Source organism: Streptomonospora salina, from assembly GCF_014204715.1.
Lineage (GTDB): Bacteria > Actinomycetota > Actinomycetes > Streptosporangiales > Streptosporangiaceae > Streptomonospora > Streptomonospora salina.
This window is the reverse complement of sequence record NZ_JACHLY010000001.1, coordinates 3,366,493-3,381,743: the sequence shown is the minus strand read 5'-3', so window position 1 is coordinate 3,381,743 and position 15,251 is coordinate 3,366,493. Positions and strand designations below refer to the sequence as shown.

General features: G+C 72.6%; 14 protein-coding genes. 6 read left to right on the top strand and 8 right to left on the bottom strand.

Going from position 1 to position 15,251, the window contains the following annotated elements; genetic code table 11:
• Nucleotides 1-58: 58 nt before the first annotated feature.
• Together HNR25_RS15405 and HNR25_RS15400 are read right to left on the bottom strand one after the other, a co-directional pair.
• Nucleotides 59-727 (bottom strand): response regulator transcription factor, encoded by a 669-nt coding sequence (locus HNR25_RS15405; protein WP_184636137.1) that lies wholly within the window; start codon nt 725-727, stop codon nt 59-61.
• 168 nt (nt 728-895) lie between these two features.
• Nucleotides 896-1,402 (bottom strand): GtrA family protein, encoded by a 507-nt coding sequence (locus HNR25_RS15400; RefSeq protein ID WP_312862561.1) that lies wholly within the window; start codon nt 1,400-1,402, stop codon nt 896-898.
• A gap of 123 nt (nt 1,403-1,525) precedes the next feature.
• Here HNR25_RS15400 and HNR25_RS15395 point away from each other — a divergent pair, with 123 nt between their 5' ends.
• A complete protein-coding gene (locus HNR25_RS15395; RefSeq protein WP_184636135.1) occupies nt 1,526-2,683 on the top strand; it encodes a 5-(carboxyamino)imidazole ribonucleotide synthase in 1,158 nt (385 codons plus the stop codon).
• A 104-nt stretch (nt 2,684-2,787) separates the two neighbouring features.
• Here HNR25_RS15395 and HNR25_RS15390 read toward each other — a convergent pair whose 3' ends face one another.
• Nucleotides 2,788-3,027: a hypothetical protein gene (locus HNR25_RS15390; protein WP_221457603.1), complete on the bottom strand. Its 240-nt coding sequence runs from the start codon at nt 3,025-3,027 to the stop codon at nt 2,788-2,790.
• A 126-nt stretch (nt 3,028-3,153) separates the two neighbouring features.
• A complete protein-coding gene (locus HNR25_RS15385) occupies nt 3,154-4,266 on the bottom strand; it encodes an RNA-guided endonuclease InsQ/TnpB family protein (RefSeq protein ID WP_312862560.1) in 1,113 nt (370 codons plus the stop codon).
• Nucleotides 4,267-4,417: 151 nt separating this feature from the next.
• Here HNR25_RS15385 and HNR25_RS15380 point away from each other — a divergent pair, with 151 nt between their 5' ends.
• On the top strand, nt 4,418-5,035 hold the full coding sequence (locus HNR25_RS15380) for a TetR/AcrR family transcriptional regulator (protein WP_184636133.1): 618 nt from the start codon (nt 4,418-4,420) through the stop codon (nt 5,033-5,035).
• Between the two features lie 145 nt (nt 5,036-5,180).
• On the opposite strand, the gene HNR25_RS15375 is transcribed toward HNR25_RS15380, so the two are convergent.
• The 4 genes from HNR25_RS15375 to HNR25_RS15360 form a co-directional block, all read right to left on the bottom strand.
• On the bottom strand, nt 5,181-6,188 hold the full coding sequence (locus HNR25_RS15375) for an adenylate/guanylate cyclase domain-containing protein (protein ID WP_184636131.1): 1,008 nt from the start codon (nt 6,186-6,188) through the stop codon (nt 5,181-5,183).
• 154 nt (nt 6,189-6,342) lie between these two features.
• Entirely contained in the window at nt 6,343-6,915 is a 573-nt protein-coding gene (locus HNR25_RS15370; protein WP_184636129.1) for a PH domain-containing protein, read from the bottom strand.
• Nucleotides 6,916-7,030: 115 nt separating this feature from the next.
• Nucleotides 7,031-7,933, bottom strand: coding sequence for a biotin--[acetyl-CoA-carboxylase] ligase (locus HNR25_RS15365; RefSeq protein WP_184636127.1), 903 nt, complete (start codon nt 7,931-7,933; stop codon nt 7,031-7,033).
• Nucleotides 7,934-8,000: 67 nt separating this feature from the next.
• A complete protein-coding gene (locus tag HNR25_RS15360) occupies nt 8,001-10,601 on the bottom strand; it encodes a phosphoenolpyruvate carboxylase (RefSeq protein WP_281387749.1) in 2,601 nt (866 codons plus the stop codon).
• A 462-nt stretch (nt 10,602-11,063) separates the two neighbouring features.
• Between HNR25_RS15360 and HNR25_RS15355 the strand changes: the two genes are divergently transcribed.
• The 4 genes from HNR25_RS15355 (at nt 11,064) to HNR25_RS27080 (ending at nt 15,195) form a co-directional block, all read left to right on the top strand.
• The gene (locus HNR25_RS15355; protein WP_184636125.1) at nt 11,064-12,668 is read left to right on the top strand and encodes an acyl-CoA carboxylase subunit beta; all 1,605 of its coding nucleotides are present in this window, start codon (nt 11,064-11,066) and stop codon (nt 12,666-12,668) included.
• A gap of 67 nt (nt 12,669-12,735) precedes the next feature.
• The gene (locus HNR25_RS15350; protein WP_184636122.1) at nt 12,736-12,984 is read left to right on the top strand and encodes an acyl-CoA carboxylase epsilon subunit; all 249 of its coding nucleotides are present in this window, start codon (nt 12,736-12,738) and stop codon (nt 12,982-12,984) included.
• Between the two features lie 116 nt (nt 12,985-13,100).
• Nucleotides 13,101-14,873 (top strand): acetyl/propionyl/methylcrotonyl-CoA carboxylase subunit alpha, encoded by a 1,773-nt coding sequence (locus HNR25_RS15345; RefSeq protein WP_184636119.1) that lies wholly within the window; start codon nt 13,101-13,103, stop codon nt 14,871-14,873.
• On the top strand, nt 14,794-15,195 hold the full coding sequence (locus tag HNR25_RS27080) for a putative leader peptide (RefSeq protein WP_376767508.1): 402 nt from the start codon (nt 14,794-14,796) through the stop codon (nt 15,193-15,195). The genes HNR25_RS15345 and HNR25_RS27080 overlap by 80 nt, the downstream gene beginning before the upstream one ends.
• Nucleotides 15,196-15,251 lie beyond the last annotated feature (56 nt).

Here is a 15,251-nt window from a genome sequence, read left to right as displayed (position 1 = left end):
CACCCCCACTGCTCGGTCCGGGGACCGGCTCCCGTCCCCGACGGCGGGACGGGTCCGGCTAATCGCGTTCGAACCGGAAGCCGACACCCCGCACCGTGGTGATGTACGACGGCTGATTCGCGTCGTCCCCGAGCTTGCGGCGGAGCCACGATATATGCATGTCCAGTGTTTTCGTGGAGCCCCACCAATTGGTGTCCCACACTTCGCGCATGATGTGCTCGCGGGTGACGACTTTTCCGGCGTCGCGCACGAGAATGCGCAGAAGGTCGAACTCTTTGGTGGTGAGCTGCAGTTCGCGGTCGCCGATCCAGGCGCGCCGGGATTCGTTGTCGATGCGCACGCCGTGCACCACGGGCACCTCGGCACCGCCCCTGCGCAGCAGCGCCCGGACGCGGGCCAGCAGTTCGGCCAGGCGGAACGGCTTGGTGACGTAGTCGTCGGCTCCCGCGTCGAGCCCCACCACGGTGTCGACCTCGTCGGCGCGCGCCGTGAGGATGAGGATCGGTGTGCCGTGGCCTTCGGTGCGCAGCCGGCGAGCCACCTCCAACCCGTCCATTTCGGGCAAGCCGAGATCGAGGACCATCAGATCGACGTCGCCGGCGCGGGCGCGTTCCAGAGTCTCATTGCCGTTGACTGTCACGTCGACGGAGTACCCTTCGCGGCGGAGTGCGCGGGCAAGGGGCTCGGAAATCGACGTATCGTCCTCGGCCAGCAAAACGCAGGTCATACGACCGATCGTAAAGCGGCGGCACGTATTTCCCTATGATGCGCGCCGTAAAGACCCGGGTCGATCGAAAACACACCGACCGCATAGCGGACATACGGCGACAATTTTCTGGCGTTGGCGCATTCTTTGCCGGCCCCGTACCGGGAATTTACCGCCGCGCCGGCCGCCTCAGGAGGGCTCGGCCCGGCGCGCGGATGCGGCAGTTCCGGCAGCGTCCGGCGCCCCGGCGGGACGCTCCTCGGGCCGCGGCGGGAACACCCACAGCTTGTAGGACACGAACCGGAATACCGATCCCGCACCCACGCCGACGACGTTGCCGGCGATGTTGCGCGCCAGGGGGCCGTCGAAGCCCAGCGCGTAGACCGAGATCCCCAAGCAGGCCAGCTGGATGCCCAGGCCGATCGCGTTGAACACGAAGAACAGGACGTACTCGCGGGCCAGGCCGGTGCGGGCGCGGTGGCCGAAGGTCCAGAAGCGGTTGCCGAGGAAGGCCACGACGGTGGCGATCAGCACGCCGAGGGCCTGGCCCGCCAGCGGCGGGGCGTCGAGAGCGAGCCAGAACAGGTTGGTCGCGGCCAGCTGGACCACGTAGGCCGCCCCTCCGACCGTGCCGAACTTGGCCAGCTCACGGAACAGCCGCGGGAGCCGCTCCGGCGTCACGAGCACCGATCGCACAGGGGGATCCACTCCTTTGCCCAGGTGGTCACTAGACTCCCGGGGGGAGCCGCCCCGGGGGCCGCTCCAGCCTACTCCCCCGACCGCGGACCAGCGTAGAAGTCGTCGACGAGTTGAGGAACTGTGAGCGAGCATCATCGGCCCGTCCCCCGCGTGGGGATGGTCGGCGGCGGGCAGCTGGCCCGCATGACCCACCAGGCGGGCATCGCCCTGGGCGTGGACTTCCGGGTCCTGGCGGGTTCGCCCTCCGACAGCGCGGCGCGCGTCTGCGGCGACGTCCACCTCGGTGACGACCGGGGCCGGGACGACCTGCTGGCCTTCGCCAAGTCCTGCGACGTGCTCACCTTCGACCACGAGCACGTGCCCGAACCCGTCCTGCGGGAGATCGAGGAGGCGGGCGCCCGCGTGCGCCCGAGCCGCGCAGCCCTGGAGCACGCCCAGGACAAGCTGCGCATGCGCACACGCGCCGAAGAGCTGGGCGTGCCGTGCCCGCGCTGGCGGATGGTGACCGCCCTCGGCCAGATCGAGGCGTTCGCGGGTGAGACCGGGTGGCCCGTGGTCCTCAAGGCCGCCCGCGGCGGCTACGACGGCAAGGGCGTGTGGGTCGCCGCCGACAGCGCCCAGGCCCGGGAGGTGCTGGAGCGCGCCGCGGAGAACGGTGTGCAGCTGCTCGCCGAAGAGCGGGTCTCCTTCCGCCGCGAGCTGGCGGTGCAGGTCGCGCGCTCGCCCTACGGCCAGCTGGCCGTCTACCCGGTGGTCGAGACCGTCCAGCGCGACGGCATCTGCCGCGAGGTGATCGCCCCGGCCCCCGGCCTGGACGACGAGAAGGCCACCGCCGCCCAGCAACTGGCGATCGACCTCGCCCACGCGCTGAACGTGGCCGGCGTCCTCGCCGTGGAGCTGTTCGAGACCGACCGCGGAGTCGTCGTCAACGAACTCGCGATGCGCCCGCACAACTCCGGGCACTGGACCATGGACGGCGCCCGCACCTCGCAGTTCGAGCAGCACCTGCGCGCGGTGCTGGACCTGCCGCTGGGATCCCCGCGCAGCACCGCGCCCTACACGGTGATGGCCAACGTGCTCGGCGGCGAGGACCCCGCCGTCTACGAGCGCTACATCCACGTCATGGCCAAGGACCCCGAGGCCAAGGTCCACTTCTACGGCAAGCAGGTCCGCCCCGGCCGCAAGATCGGCCACGTCAACGTCGCCGGCGAGGACCCCGCGGACCTGCTCGCACGGGCCCGGGACGCGGCCTCCTACCTGCGCGGCGACCAGGGCTGAGGCACCCGCGCCGCGCCCGGCCGCCCGGCAGCGGCGCGGGTGCGGCGCGGGTGCGGCCGCACCCTACGCCGAGGGCGCGGGCACCGGATGCTCGGCGGCCCGGCTCACCTCCTCCCACCGCGCCCAGGTGTCCATACGCTGCCGGGAGACGTCGAAGGCGAGGTCGTAGACCATGCTGCCGAGCAGCAGCCGCAGCGGCGGTCGTCGTTGTCGACCAGCGTGAGCAGGGCCTCGGCGGCGATCCGGGGTTCGCTGTCGACCGGCTCGGATTCGGCCTGGGACCACTGCCGCTCCAGTTCCGCCCGCAGCGGAGCGTAGGCCTCCAGCGGTTCGGTGGTGCGCATGCGCGTGTACAGATCCGTCCATTGGCTTCCGCTCCCCGGCCTAAAAGCCGGGGATTCCTACGGCGGTCGGGTGACCGCTTCGGCGGGTTCCCGCTTCACCGCGCTGCGCCCGAACGGGTTCGGGTCTTACCTGCGCTCCACGGGCTGATGCCGCCAGCCCGGCGGCCGTGGCGACGTTGCCCGCCGCGTTGATATCCCGGTCCAGCACGGCCCCGCAGTCGCCGCACGCTTGGGCCCGTCCTTGACGCCGCACACCGAGCACACCCGGGACGTGGGTTCGAACCGCCCGATCCTGACCAGCCTCCGGCCGTACCGCGCGGCCTTGTACTCCAGCATGCGCACGAACGCCGACCACCCCGCGTCATGCACCGACTTGGCCAGCCTGGTGCGGGCGAGCCCGTTCACCGCCAGGGTCTCCACGGCCACCGCTTGGTTCTCGCGGATCAGCCGGGTGGAGAGCCGGTGGTGGAAATCGCGCCGTGCGTCGGCGACCCGGGCGTGAGCGCGGGCGACCTTCACCCTGGCCTTGTCCCGGTTGGCCGACCCCTTCTGTGTGCGGGACAGGTTGCGCTGTTCCCGCTTGAGCTTCTTCTCGGCCCGGCGCAGGAACCGGGGCGAGTCGACCTTCGTGCCGTCCGACAGCACCGCGAAGTGCCCCAACCCGAGGTCGATGCCGACCTCGCCGGTGGTCTCGGGCAGCGTCTCGTCCCGGCCGGTCTCGACGACGAAGCTCGCGAAGTACCGTCCGGCGGCGTCCTTGACCACGGTGACCGACGACGGCACCGACGGTAGCGCGCGGGACCACGTCACGCGCACGTTCCCGATCTTGGGTAGCGACAGGTCGCCGCCGGTCGTGATCCTCCAGCGGGCGTTGGCAGTGAACCGGACGGTCTGACGCCGGTCTTTGCGGGACTTGAACCGGGGTGCGCCCACGCGGGGGCGCGTGCCTTTGAGGCCGTCGAAGAAGGTGCGGTAGGCGGCGTCCAGATCCCTCAGCGCCTGCTGCAGGACCACGGCGGACACGTCGCCCGACCATGCGCGCTCGTCGGTCTTCTTCGCTTCGGTGATCAGCGTCGCGGACAACCCGCCCGTCGTCGGGAGCGCCCCGCCTTCGGCGCGGGCGGCCTCCCGCGCCCGCAGCCCGTCGTTGAACACGACCCGCGCGCACCCGAACGCCCGCGCCAACGCTTGGCGCTGGGGACCGTTCGGGTACAGGCGGAACCGGTACCGAAGCTGCATGCGAACCCACGTACTACCGGGGTTCACGGGCACGCACGAAAACGCCGGAACCGGCAGACCCCGTGTTTCCGTCCTCCACGCGCACGCGGCTTTCCCCACCGAGTACAGCCACGAGGGATTCCCCGACGTTCACCCGCTCGCGGAAGGGATCATGCACGCGGTGCGCACCGACCCCGACCCCGCGCGGCGCAGCGACGCGTCGCGCCGAGCGATCCTCAGCACCGCCTTCGACCTCGTCGGCGAGGCCGGCTACGCCGGACTGAGCATCGAGGGCATCGCGGCCCGCGCGGGAGTCGGCAAGCAGACCGTCTACCGCTGGTGGCCGTCGAAGGGCGCAGTGCTGTTCGACGCGTTCCTGATGCTGTCCGAGGATTCCGGCGGCTCCCCGGCGCTACCCGATACCGGCGACCTGGAGGCCGACCTCGTCGCCGTGCTACGGGCGACCGTCGACGAACTGAACGATCCCCGCTACGACGAGCCGATGCGCGCCCTGAACACCGAGATCGCCCACGACCCCGACCTGGCCCGGGCCTACACCGAGCGGTTGGAACGGCCGATGCGCGAGCTCAAGAAGGACCGGCTGCGCAGTGCGCAGCGGGCCGGGGAACTTTCCGCCGACCTCGATCCGGACGTGGCCGTCGACCTGATCTGGGGCCCGCTGCTCAACCGCTGGATGCTTCGCGGCGGCGAACTGACCGGCGACTACGCCGAGCGGGTCGTGGTCGCCGCCCTCGACGGGCTCCGTCCGCGCGGCGGCGCCGCCGACTGAGCGCGAGTGTCCCCGTTGTGCCGGGTCCGCCGAAACGATCTCGGGGTTTTCACCGTTCTCCGGCGCTGTGCCGGTAAAAACCTCGCGCTCGGTGGGACCGGCGCCCCTCGGGGCGGTGGCGGGAGACAGGCGGGCGCGCGAATGCTCAGGCCGCCGGGCCGGCGGGCTCGAAGCTGCGGCGCAGGGCGTAGGGCTGCAGCTGGCCCAGCCCGTGTGCGTGGCGCGCCCGCGCAGCGACCACCTGCAGCGACGAGTCGCCGCTGAGCAGCTCGGCCGTGGCCTCGTCGATCAGGATCGTGCCCGGACGGGCGAAGGAGGTCAGCCGCGAGGAGCGGTTGACGGTGGTGCCGAAGACGTCGCCCAGTAGCGCCAGCACCGGTCCGTGGGCCAGCCCCACCCGGACGTCGGGCACCTCGACATGGGTTTTGACGCCGTCGGCGAGCTGCAGCGCGATCTCGGCGGCCTGCTTGGCGGTGTTGGCGACGTAGAGGATCTCGTCGCCGAGCGTCTTGACCACGCGCCCGCCGCCCGAAGCCACGATGTCGGTGGCGGTGGACTCGAAGCTCTCGACCACCTCGGCCAGCTCCACCTCGTCCAGTTCGCGGCTGAGCGTCGTGAACGACACCAGGTCGGCGAAGCCCACCGCCAGCGGGAAGTAGGTGGGCGCGGCGTCCTCACTGCTGCGCACGAAGGCGATACGGCGGGCCACGGACGCGGCCAGCTGGCGGCGCCAGATGTGCAGCAGCAGGGTCTCGATTCCGGGCATCAGCCCTTGGGCCATGCCGACCAGCGGCCCGTGGGGCTCCTCGTCGGTGCTCTTGTCGGGCGAGTGGGACAGCGTGGACAGGATGCTGGTCTGCCATTCCGCCAGCCGCGCCATCGTCTGGCCCATGGAGCGGGCGAGCCGGATGGCGGCGTCCTCGTCCAGGACGCCGTCCTTCATCAGCTCGGCGGTGATGCGCAGCGCCTCGACGTCGCCGTCGCTGAAGGCGATCTCGTCCTCGCCCCGGGTCGCGAAGCCCAGCGCCCGCCACACCCGCTTGGAGAAGTCGCCGGGGGCGCCGGAGAGCCGGATCGCCTCCTCCCGCGTGTAGCGGGCCTCCCCGCCGAGCAGGACGGATTCGATCTCCGTGGGGTCGGGACGCGACGGCATCAGAAACTCTCGTGTCGGAGACCAGTGGGCGGCGGTGCTGCGGGGAGGAGGCGGCGGGCGGACGGCTCAAGGGGTGCGTCGCCCGCCTGCCATTGTCGGTTTAGTACGTGGAGGCGGTGCGCGTCAAGAAGACTCCGTCTTCGACCGCCCCTGCTCACGGGCTTTCGCCCGGGTCGGGCGGCGGGCCGTCCTCGTCGCGCTCCTCCCGGCCCGCCCGGCCCGGTCCCGCTTCGCGGCGTTGGGAGTCCTCGACCACGCGGTAGATCTCGCTCTGCAGCCACCGCACCCGCGGGATGCCGCGCAGCTCCAAGCCGTCCTGCTCCGCCGCGGAGCGCACCGTCAGCGTCCCGCGTCCGGTGATCCGGTCGCCCAGGGACATGCTGTAGGAGACGTCGTTGACGCGGCTGAGCGGGATGTCCCGGCCGTGCTGGGTCAGCAGGCCGTACCTGTTCATCAGCCGCCGGTCGCTGAGGATGTAGAGGTCGCTCCACCACCGCAGGAACGGCATCAGCCACAGGAGGACCGCGGCGACGACCGCGGCCGCGATCACGGCGTAGGAGGTCCAGCGCGCCCATTCCTCCCCGAACGGCAGCAGCCGGACGACGACCGCGGCGGCGGCCGCGATCGCGACGAGCGCGGTGAACGCTCCCACCACGGTGGTCCAGTGCCTGCGGGTGACGTGGATCAGCTCCTCGTCGCCTGCCAGATGGCGCCGTCCTGTTGCCATACTCCGATCCTCGCACAGCACCGCTGGGAAAGCGCGGCAGCACGTGCTGGCGACCGGCGCCGAGGAGCGGGCGGGCGATCCGCCCGGCGCGGATCGCCCCCGGGCGGTGCGCCGACTACCCCCCGTCCGGGCGGAGGTGGACGACGTCGCCGGCGCTGAGCGTGTGCTCGGCGCCCGCGTCGTCGTGCACGGCAAGGCGCCCGTCGGCGTCAACGCGGGCCGCCCGGCCGCGCAGCTCGCGTCCGCCGGGCAGGTGGGCGAGCACGCGCCGGCCGAGGGTCGCGCAGCAGGCGTGGTACTCGCCGGCCAGGCCCGCCGCTTCGGCGTCGCCGCCGGCGTCCGCCCAGGCGGTGTACAGCGCCGCGAACTCCTTCAGCAGCTCCGCGCACAGCTCTTGGCGGTCGGCGCCGGGGGCGCCGCACAGCGCCAGGGAGGAGGCGGTGTCGACGGGCAGTTCGCCGCGGCGCTGGGACACGTTGAGTCCGATTCCGATAACGACACCGACCCCCGCGTTCCCGGCGCCCCCACCCGCGGCGTCCGGATCGCCGGGGAAGGCCGCTTCGGAGAGGATCCCGGCGAGCTTGAGCTCGCTGCTCCGCTCCAAGAGGTCGTTGGGCCACTTCAGCACAGCGGGGACGTCGGGGCCGCTGCGCAGCGCGCGGACCGCCGCCACGCCCATGAGCAGCGGCAGCCACCCCAGGCGGGGCGGTGCGACGCCGGGGCGCACCAGCGCCGAAACGGTCAGCGCGGCGCGCGGCGGCGCGTCGAACCCGCGGTCGAGCCGTCCCCGCCCGGCCGTCTGGAGGTCGGCGGCCAGGACCGTTCCCCCGGGGGCCCCGCCGCGGGCGCGGTCGAGCAGCGCGCTGTTGGTGGAGGCGGTCTCGGACCGCACGTCGACCGAGCGCCACAGGCCACCGGGGCGGACCAGAGCGCGTTCGAGTGCGGGCCCGTCCAGCGGCGGGCGGTGGCCGCCCGCGTCCGGGGCGCCGCCGGAGGCGGCTGCGGCGGGTGTGCTCATAGGCCCATTCAACCGCGTCCGGGCCGTCGTGCGCACGACGGCCCGGACGCGGCCGGGGGCCGATCCGTCAGCCGGTGTTCTGCAGACCGGCGGCCACGCCGTTGACCGTCAGCAGCAGCAGCCGCTCCAGGTGGCGCTCGTCCTCCCCCGAAAGCGGTTCCGACTCCGCGCCGCGCAGCGCCGACAGCGCCCGCAACTGCAGGTGGGACAGCGCATCCACATAGGGGTTGCGCAGGTCGACGGCGCGCGAGAGAACGCTGCGGTTCTCCAGCAGGCGCTCGTGGCCGGTCACCTTCAGTACGAGGTCGCGGGTGCGGTCGTACTCCTCCAGCACCACCCGTGTCAGCTCGGGCCTGTCCCCCAGCTCCAGGTAGCGCTCGGCGATCGTGCGGTCGGTCTTGGCCAGGCTCATCTCGGCGTTGTCCAGCAGCGAGGAGAACAGCGGCCACTCGTTGTAGGCGGCCTGCAGCTCGCCCAGGTCCGGTGCGGCGGCCAGACCGGTGCCCAGTCCGAACCAGCCCGGCAGGTTGACCCGGGTCTGGGTCCAGGCGAACACCCACGGGATCGCGCGCAGGTCGTCGAGGCCGCGGGCGGCGCTGCGCCGCGAAGGGCGCGAGCCCAGCCGCAGTTCCCCCAGCTCTTCCAGCGGGCTGACGGCCGAGAACCACTCCGCGAAGCCGTCGGTTTCGATCAGCGAGCGGTAGGCGTCGTGGGCGGCGCGGGAGATGCCGTCGGCCAGCGAGCGGTACTTCGCCGCCGCCTCGTTGGCGCGCTGCTGGACCTCGGAGGTGCTGGCCGTCAGCACGGCGTGGCCGACCTGCTCGATGTGGCGGTGGGCTATGGCGCGCTGGCCGTAGCGGGCGAAGATCACCTCGCCCTGCTCGGTGACCTTGAACCGGCCCGCCACCGACCCGGGCGCCTGGGCCAGCAGCGCCCGGTTGGCGGGCCCGCCGCCCCGGCCCAGGGACCCGCCGCGGCCGTGGAACATGGTCAGCCGCACGTCGTTGTCCTCGGCCCAGGTCACGAGGTGGGCCTGGGCGTCGTACAGGCGCAGCGTCGCGCTCACCGGTCCGACGTCCTTGGCGGAATCGCTGTAGCCCAGCATCACCTCCATGCGGCGCCCGGTCTGCTCCAAGCGGGCCCGCATCTGCGGCAGCTGCAGCATGCCGTCGAGCACGTGCGGCGAGGCTTCCAGGTCGGCGCCGGTCTCGAACAGCGGGATGACGTCGAGCACCGGGGTCTGGCCGCTGGGCATGGCGTGCTCGGCGAGCTCGTAGACGGCGGCGATGTCGTCGGCGGAACGGGTGAAGCTGACGATGTAGCGGCGGCAGGCTTCGACGCCGAAGCGCTCCTGGATCCAGGCGATCACGCGCAGCGTGGCCAGCACCTCCTGGGTGCGCTCGGAGAGCTGCCCGCCGGCCCGCAGCTCCTCCAGCGCCTGGGCGTGCACCTCGCTGTGCTGGCGGATCTCCAGCTCGGCGAGGTGGAAGCCGAACGTCTCGGCCTGCCAGATGAGGTGCTGCAGTTCGCCGTTGGCCTGGCGGACGGCGCCGGCCCGCGCCAGGGAGTCCTGCACGCGGCGCAGCTCGGCCAGGAACTCCTCGGGGCCGCGGTAGGCGAGGTCGGCGTTGCGCTCACGGGTCGCGCGCAGCCGTTCCGTCGCGAACAGCAGCGCCTGGCGGTGCGGTTCGTTGGGCGAGCGCTTGACGACCTCGGCCATGATCCGCGGGTAGCCGGCCTCGGCGGCCGCCAAGGCGTCGCGCAGCTCCTGGCCGGCGGGGGTGAGGTTGCTGTAGACGGTCAGCGTGCGGGCGACGCGCCCGCAGGCGTTCTCCAGCGCGCGGAGCACGTGCTCGGCCTGGATGGAGATGGCTTCGCGGGTGACGTCGTGGGTGACGAAGGGGTTGCCGTCGCGGTCGCCGCCGATCCAGCTGCCGTAGCGCACGAACGGGCGGGCGCGTACGGGTTCGCGGCCGGTCCCGTCGGGATCGATCGCGGCGTCCAGGGACCGGTAGATCTCCGGCACCACCTGGAAGATGGTCTCGTCGAAGGCGGCGAGGGCGGTGCGCACCTCGTCCAGCGGGTCGAGCTTGGTGTAGCGCAGCTGGGAGGTGCGCCAGAGCAGGTCGACCTCCTCCAGCAGGCGCCGCTTGGCTTCGGCCTCGGCGGTGCTGCCGGGGTGGGCGCCGTGCAGCAGGTCCAGCTGCTCGCTGATGCGCAGGATCGCGGTGGAGACCGCCCGGCGCCGCGCTTCGGTGGGGTGGGCCGTCAGTACCGGGTGGAACTCCATGTTCTCGACCAGGTCGCGCAGCGCGTCCTCGCCGGCGCTCTCGCGGATGGTGCGCACGGCCGCCGCCAGCGACTCCCGCGGAGGGTTGTCGGCGTCGTCGCGCTCGCGCAGCGCGCGGATGCGCTGGTGCTCCTCGGAGAGATTGGCGAGGTGGAAGTAGACGGTGAACGCGCGGGCCACCTGTTTGGCGCGTTCCAGCGGCCAGGAGTCCACCAGGGCGGTGATCTCGTCACCGCCGACCGAGCCGTCCCGGGCGCCGATGACGGCGCGCCGAAGCCGTTCGACGTCGGCGAGAAGGTCCTCGCCTCCGCTTTCGGCCATGACCGTGCCGAGCATCTCGCCGAGGAGGCGCACATCGCCACGCAGCTGGTCGGGCATCTCCTGGCGAGCACTGTCGCGTTCTGCGCTTACCGCTGTCATATGCACGACCTTACCCACGATTGGTCTGAACCATTTTGCAGGGACGCGGGCAGCGTGGGCGCGCTCGGACACCGCCGCCGGACCCCGCGGACGAGCCGCAGGGCAGGGCCTGTGTACGGCGGATGCCGACCGCCGGACGGGTCCCCGCCGCTGCGGCCGGCCGGTGCCGGTGCGGCGGGCGCACCGCCCTCCGCCGTCCCGCCCCGCTGCCCCTCTGCCGCGGGCCGTACCCGCAACACGGGCGGCGGACGCCCCCGCCCCCTGCCGTTTCCCGCGGTTTCGGCCGCACTTCTCCGCCCTTTGGGGTTCCGGCAGCCGGAGCCGCCGCGCGGCCCCGGTCACCGGTGCACCGCGCCGCACCCCGGAACGGGCGGCGGGGGGCGTTTCAGTACAGAGCACCCAGAGCTATCGTGAGTACCTATGGCCACCGAAGCCCCTGAACCGCTGCCCGCGGACGAGATCGACATCCACACCACCGCGGGAAAACTCGCCGACCTCCAGCGCCGCCGGCACGAAGCGGTGCACGCCGGGTCCCGACGAGCCGTCGAGAAAGAGCACGCCAAGGGCAAGATGACCGCGCGCGAGCGGATCGACGCGCTGCTCGACCCCGGGTCGTTCGTGGAGTTCGACGCCTTGGCGCGGCACCGCTCCGCCGGCTTCGGCCTCGACGCCCACCGCCCCTACGGCGACGGAGTCGTCACCGGCCACGGCACCGTCGACGGCCGGCCGGTCGCGGTGTTCAGCCAGGACGTCACCGTCTTCGGCGGTTCCCTCGGCGAGGTCTACGGCGAGAAGATCGTCAAGGTCCTCGACCACGCGCTCACGACCGGATGCCCCGTCGTGGGCATCAACGAGGGCGGCGGGGCGCGCATCCAGGAAGGCGTGGCCGCACTCGGCCTCTACGCCGAGATCTTCAAGCGCAACACCCGCGCCTCCGGCGTGATCCCGCAGATCTCGCTGGTGATGGGCGCAGCCGCGGGCGGGCACGTCTACTCGCCGGCTCTGACCGACTTCGTCGTCATGGTCGACGAGACCTCGCAGATGTTCATCACCGGCCCCGACGTCATCAAGACCGTCACCGGCGAAGACGTCTCCATGGAGGAGCTGGGCGGCGCGCGGTCGCACAACACCAGGTCCGGCGTGGCCCACTACATGGCCTCCGGTGAGCAGGACGGCCTGGACTACGTCCGCGACCTGCTGGCGCACCTGCCCGCCAACAACCTGGAGGACCCGCCCCGGGCCGACGCGCCGGACGAGGACGAGGTCACCGACACCGACCGGGAACTGGACACCTTCGTCCCGGACTCGGCCAACCAGCCCTACGACATGCACCGGGTGATCGAGCACCTCCTCGACGACGGCGCCTTCCTGGAGGTGCATGCGCGGTTCGCCACCAACATGGTGGTCGGATTCGGGCGCGTCGACGGCAGGCCGGTGGGCGTGGTCGCCAACCAGCCGATGAGCCTGGCCGGAAGCCTGGACATCGACGCCTCGGAGAAGGCCGCACGGTTCGTGCGGACCTGCGACGCCTTCAACGTGCCGGTGCTGACCCTCGTGGACGTGCCGGGCTTCCTGCCCGGAACCGACCAGGAATGGAACGGCATCATCCGCCGCGGCGCCAAGCTCATCTACGCCTACGCCGAAGCCACCGTCCCGCTGGTCACGGTCATCACCCGCAAGGCCTTCGGCGGCGCCTACGACGTGATGGGCTCCAAGCACCTGGGCGCCGACGTCAATCTGGCCTGGCCCACCGCCCAGATCGCGGTGATGGGCGCCCAGGGCGCGGTGAACATCGTGCACCGGCGCACGCTGGCGGCCGCCGAAGACGTCGAGGCCGAACGCGCGCGGCTGATCCAGGACTACGAGGACACCCTGCTCAACCCCTACCCCGCCGCGGAACGGGGCTATATCGACGGGGTCGTCATGCCGTCGGAGACCCGGACCCGGGTGGCCAAGGCGCTGGGCTCGCTGGAGAACAAGCGCGAGCAGCAGCCCCCGAAGAAGCACGGGAACATCCCGCTGTGAAAGGCCGGCCGACGCCCGGGGCCGCGAGCCGCGGGCGGTGGAGCCAGACGAGGACGAGAGGGCAGCGATGACGAGCGACCCGTCCCGACCGCCCGCCCGGCCAGCGCCGCTGCTGCGGGTGGTGCGCGGCGATCCCGCTCCCGAGGAGACCGCGGCGCTGGCCGCTGCGGCGGCGGCGCGCAGTCGGGCCGCCCGGGCCAGCGACGGCGCGTCGGCGCCGCAGCCGCCGTCGGGCTGGCGCGACCGCGCACACCTGCTGGGTGCGCCGCGCGCGCCGGGCCCCGGCGCCTGGCGGGCCGCCTACCGACCGCGCTGAGGCGGCGCCCGTCCACAGGCCGGGGCCGCGGCGCCCCGCCGATGCCCGCACGTTCCTAGACTTGTCACGACCCGGCGCGGTCCCCCGCGGACGCCGGACCAGGAGGGTGTTCCACCGTGCGCAAAGTTCTGATCGCCAACCGGGGCGAGATCGCGGTCCGTGTGGCGCGCGCCTGCCGCGACGCCGGTATCGCCAGTGTCGCCGTCTACGCCGAACCCGACCTCGACTCCCTGCACGCCAAGGTCGCCGACGAGGCCTATGCGCTGGGCGGAGCCACCCCCGCCGACAGCTACCTCGACATCGGGGCGATCCTGGCCGTGGCCGAGCGCACCGGCGCCGACGCCGTCCACCCCGGCTACGGATTCCTCGCCGAGAACGCCGACTTCGCCCAGGCCGTCATCGACGCCGGACTGACCTGGATCGGTCCGCCGCCCTCGGCCATCACGGCACTGGGCGACAAGGTCGCGGCCCGCCACATCGCTCAGAAGGTCGGAGCGCCGCTGGTGGCCGGCACCCCCGACCCCGTCGCCGGCGCCGAGGAGGCCACCGACTTCGCCCGCGAGCACGGGCTGCCGATCGCGATCAAGGCGGCCTTCGGCGGCGGCGGCCGCGGCCTCAAGATCGCCCGCAGCCTCGACGAGGTCGCCGACGCCTACGAGTCGGCGGTGCGCGAGGCGGTCTCGGCGTTCGGCCGCGGCGAGTGCTTCGTGGAGCGCTACCTGGACCGCCCGCGCCACGTCGAAACCCAGTGCCTGGCCGACTCCCACGGCAACGCCGTGGTGGTGTCGACCCGCGACTGCTCGCTGCAGCGCCGCCACCAGAAGCTCGTCGAGGAAGCCCCGGCGCCCTTCCTCAGCTCCGAGCAGGAGGACCTGCTCTACTCGTCCTCCAAGGACATCCTGCGCGAGGCCGGCTACGTCGGCGCGGGCACCTGCGAGTTCCTGGTCGGCGCCGACGGCACCGTCTCCTTCCTGGAGGTCAACACCCGGCTGCAGGTCGAGCACCCGGTCACCGAGGAGGTCGCCGGGATCGACCTGGTGCGCGAGATGCTGCGCGTCGCCGACGGCGAGGAACTGGGCTACGGCGACCCCCGGCTGCGCGGGCACTCCGTCGAATTCCGCATCAACGCCGAGGACGCCGGCCGCGGCTTCATGCCCGCACCGGGCACCGTCACCGCGCTCAACCTGCCGGGCGGGCCGGGGGTGCGGGTCGACACCGGGTGCGAGGCCGGGTTCACCGTTCCGCAGGCGTTCGACTCGATGGTGGCCAAACTGGTCGTCACCGGCGCCACCCGCACCCAGGCGCTGGAGCGCTCGCGCCGGGCGCTGTCGGAGTTCCGGGTCGGCGGCATGCCCACGGTGATCCCGTTCCACCTGGCGGTCATCGACGACCCGGCGTTCGCCCCGTCCGACCCCGCGATCCCGTTCTCGGTCCACACCCGCTGGATCGAGACCGAGTTCGACAACCGCGTCGAGCCCTACAGCGGCCCGGTCGAGCAGGACGGCGCCCCTGAGCGCGAGCCGGTCACCGTCGAGGTGGGCGGCAAGCGCCTGGAGGTCGTGCTGCCCGCCGAACTGGGCGCCGCCGGGAGCGCGCCGGGCCGCCCGCAGGGACGGCGCGCCTCCCGGCGCGGCGGTGGCGGCACGGGCGGCACCGCGGCCGCGGCGGGAGGCGACGCGCTGGTGTCGCCGATGCAGGGCACGGTGGTCAAGGTGGTCGCCGAGGACGGCGCGACCGTGGCCGAGGGCGACCCGGTGATCGTCATCGAGGCCATGAAGATGGAGCAGCCGTTGACCGCCCACAAGGCCGGTGTGGTCTCCGGGCTGGCCATGGCCCCGGGCGACGGTCTCAGCAACGGCGGTGTCGTCTGCGAGATCAAGGACGCCTAGAGAGTCCCGCCCGTCGCACGGGTTTCCCGCTCCTACCGCCGGGGCGGCGGTAGGAGCGGACAGCGGCGGCGTGTGCTCGGCGATACCGACGCGCTCGCGGACGAACCGCGCCTCCGCCGCGGCCCCCGAGGGACTCCTGGCGACGTGCCCCGGAGGCTCCGGCGGAGCGGGGCCGGCGCGCGTGATTCGCGTTACACCGCCCGCGGATTCCGGAATAACGCGATGTCCGCCGCCATTGTGCTTGGTCGTGACGAACATCTGGGACCTGACCGTGCGGCGACACATCGACCTCTGCCGTGTCGCCTCGCAGGCGTGTCGGTAGGGCTGAGCGCCCGCGCGCGAGCCGCTGCCGGCCGCGCCGCCCTTCCCGCCGGGTGG

Bases quoted from the DNA above. Each gene is read 5' to 3' on its own strand.
- HNR25_RS15355 (WP_184636125.1), top strand. From the start codon at position 11,064: ATGGCCACCGAAGCCCCTGAACCGCTGCCCGCGGACGAGATCGACATC.
- HNR25_RS15375 (WP_184636131.1), bottom strand. From the start codon at position 6,188: ATGCCGTCGCGTCCCGACCCCACGGAGATCGAATCCGTCCTGCTCGGC.
- HNR25_RS15385 (WP_312862560.1), bottom strand. From the start codon at position 4,266: ATGCAGCTTCGGTACCGGTTCCGCCTGTACCCGAACGGTCCCCAGCGC.
- HNR25_RS15390 (WP_221457603.1), bottom strand. From the start codon at position 3,027: ATGCGCACCACCGAACCGCTGGAGGCCTACGCTCCGCTGCGGGCGGAA.
- HNR25_RS15370 (WP_184636129.1), bottom strand. From the start codon at position 6,915: ATGGCAACAGGACGGCGCCATCTGGCAGGCGACGAGGAGCTGATCCAC.
- HNR25_RS15365 (WP_184636127.1), bottom strand. From the start codon at position 7,933: ATGAGCACACCCGCCGCAGCCGCCTCCGGCGGCGCCCCGGACGCGGGC.
- HNR25_RS15350 (WP_184636122.1), top strand. From the start codon at position 12,736: ATGACGAGCGACCCGTCCCGACCGCCCGCCCGGCCAGCGCCGCTGCTG.
- HNR25_RS15380 (WP_184636133.1), top strand. From the start codon at position 4,418: ATGCACGCGGTGCGCACCGACCCCGACCCCGCGCGGCGCAGCGACGCG.
- HNR25_RS15405 (WP_184636137.1), bottom strand. From the start codon at position 727: ATGACCTGCGTTTTGCTGGCCGAGGACGATACGTCGATTTCCGAGCCC.
- HNR25_RS15360 (WP_281387749.1), bottom strand. From the start codon at position 10,601: ATGCCCGACCAGCTGCGTGGCGATGTGCGCCTCCTCGGCGAGATGCTC.